The 1,883-nt window shown below is 65.9% G+C and carries 5 protein-coding genes; 3 read left to right on the forward strand and 2 right to left on the reverse strand.

Annotated elements, in window-relative coordinates; all coding sequences use genetic code 11:
- Positions 1–212: hypothetical protein (locus VR45_RS14590; RefSeq protein ID WP_045940171.1), on the reverse strand; the 212-nt coding region annotated here is incomplete at its 3' end.
- 126 nt (positions 213–338) lie between these two features.
- Between VR45_RS14590 and VR45_RS14595 the strand changes: the two genes are divergently transcribed.
- The 3 genes from VR45_RS14595 to VR45_RS14605 all read left to right on the forward strand — a co-directional run bounded on the left by VR45_RS14595 (position 339) and on the right by VR45_RS14605 (position 1,644).
- Positions 339–1,169, forward strand: coding sequence for a helix-turn-helix transcriptional regulator (locus tag VR45_RS14595; RefSeq protein WP_045940172.1), 831 nt, complete (start codon positions 339–341; stop codon positions 1,167–1,169).
- A complete protein-coding gene (locus VR45_RS14600; RefSeq protein WP_045940173.1) occupies positions 1,166–1,372 on the forward strand; it encodes a DUF397 domain-containing protein in 207 nt (68 codons plus the stop codon). Before VR45_RS14595 ends, VR45_RS14600 begins: the two co-directional genes overlap by 4 nt.
- Positions 1,373–1,449: 77 nt before the next feature.
- On the forward strand, positions 1,450–1,644 hold the full coding sequence (locus VR45_RS14605) for a DUF397 domain-containing protein (RefSeq protein ID WP_045940174.1): 195 nt from the start codon (positions 1,450–1,452) through the stop codon (positions 1,642–1,644).
- 4 nt (positions 1,645–1,648) lie between these two features.
- On the opposite strand, the gene VR45_RS14610 is transcribed toward VR45_RS14605, so the two are convergent.
- On the reverse strand, positions 1,649–1,883 hold a 235-nt coding region (locus VR45_RS14610; RefSeq protein WP_045940175.1), incomplete at its 5' end, for a helix-turn-helix transcriptional regulator.

Consider the following 1,883-nt stretch of genomic DNA (forward strand, 5'->3'; position numbering starts at 1 on the left):
GGTGAGGAAGCGGGGGTGGGGAGGGCCTGGACGTGGGTGGGCTTGGTGGTCCACTCGCAGCCGCCGGCCTCGTGGCGGAGGTAGACGAGCCCGGCGAGGGTGTCCATGTAGACCGCTTCGAGGGGCTTGCCGGAGGTGTCGAGGTGCGCGAGGTCGCGCACGATCTCCCCAACGGCGGGCTTGTACACGGGAATGCGGGGCTGCGAGGGCATGTTGGCTCCATTGGTTGCGCAGGGTCCCGGATCTCTCACGGGGTGTAGCCATCGTGCCCCCCCTGTGCTTACGATGGCCAGGGTCTGAACGTTGACCAATCGGGCGTGTGAAAGGTGCCGACGTTCATGGATGAGCCCGTAATTGACGAGATGTCATCCCCGGCTGTGCGCTTCGGCCAGGAACTTGCCAGGCTGCGGGAGGCGCGGGGCTGGTCGCAGGTCGGACTGGGGAAGCGCATGGGGTACTCCAACACGCTGATCTCGTACATCGAACGAGCGAAGCGTCCTCCAACAAAAAACTTCGCTGTTAAAGCCGACACGGTGTTCGAAACCGGAGGTACGTTCTACGAGCTCTGGTGCAGGCATGCGAAAGAGGGTCTGTTGGAGGGCTTCGAGGAGTTCGCCGACGAGGAGACGAAGTGTCGGCGTGTGCGTGGATTTGCGCTGACCATCGTGAATGGCCTCTTCCAGGTCCAGGAGTATGCCGAGGCCTTGGCCTACGCAGCAGTCCTGCGTGGAGCAATCTCCCAGTCGGAGGCCGAGCAGCGAGTCGAGTTCGTGCTGGCCCGGCAGCGTGTGCTCGACCGGAAGAAGCCACCGCTGATCCATGTCGTGCTCGATGAGGACTGTCTCGTGCGTACGGTCGGCGGACGGGCTGTCATGCTCAAGCAGCTCGACCGAATCGTGGAGTTGGCGGCTCGCTCCAACGTCACCATCCAGGTGGCGCCGTTCTCCTTGGGGGAGAATCTGCCGTTCACGATGCCGGTGACCCTGCTGGACCTCCAGGACGGGGCGGTCGTCGGCTACGCCGAATCGCATGCTCGCGGCCACCTTGAACGAAGGCGTGAAATCGTCTCGGTGTGGGAGAGGGAGTACGATCAGCTGGTGGTGGAAGCCCTGCCCAAGGCGGCATCCCTGGCACTGGTCCACAAGGCTCGAAGGGAGCTCACTCCATGAACCCGAACACGTCTGATGCGTCCTGGTTCAAGTCGTCGTACTCCAACAACGGCGGCGAGTGCGTGGAGGTTTCCGCGAGCTTCCCCGGCGCTGTCCCCGTCCGTGACTCCAAGGACCCCGAGGGCCCGGCCCTCGTCTTCCCGGCCGACGCCTGGAGTGCCTTTGTCGCAGGTGTGCAGGCGGGCGAGTTCGGCACCGTCTGACCTGAACCGACTCTCGGCCCCGACCGGATTCCCGGTCGGGGCCGATGTGTTGAAGCGTCCGCGCTACCGTCAGTGCCATGAACCCTGTGAGCTGGCACAAGAGTTCCTACAGCGACAACGGTGGCCAGTGCGTCGAGGTCGCACCCGACATCCCCGGCCTCGTCCCGGTCCGTGACTCCAAGGACCCCTCCGGTCCCGTCCTCGCCTTCCCCTCCGACGCCTGGAACGCGTTCGTCGCCGCCGTCCAGGCAGGCGAGTTCGGCACCGCCTGACCCGTCACAGGGCCGACACCGCCCGCCGCTCCCTCCGATACGCCCCGGGCGGGGCGCCGAAGTGCCGCTTGAACGCCTTCGCGAACGCGAACTCCGAGGTGTAGCCGGCGTTCTCGGCCACATCACTCAACGACGCGCCCGTCTCGCGCAGCATCCGCGCCGCGATCGCCATCCGCCATGTCGTCAGATAGCTCAGCGGCGGCTCGCCGACCACCGCGGTGAACCGGCGGGCGAACGCC

It is taken from the genome of Streptomyces sp. NRRL S-495 (assembly GCF_000966955.1).
Taxonomy (GTDB): domain Bacteria; phylum Actinomycetota; class Actinomycetes; order Streptomycetales; family Streptomycetaceae; genus Kitasatospora; species Kitasatospora purpeofusca.

Bases quoted from the DNA above. Each gene is read 5' to 3' on its own strand.
- VR45_RS14595 (WP_045940172.1), top strand. From the start codon at position 339: ATGGATGAGCCCGTAATTGACGAGATGTCATCCCCGGCTGTGCGCTTC.
- VR45_RS14600 (WP_045940173.1), top strand. From the start codon at position 1,166: ATGAACCCGAACACGTCTGATGCGTCCTGGTTCAAGTCGTCGTACTCC.
- VR45_RS14605 (WP_045940174.1), top strand. From the start codon at position 1,450: ATGAACCCTGTGAGCTGGCACAAGAGTTCCTACAGCGACAACGGTGGC.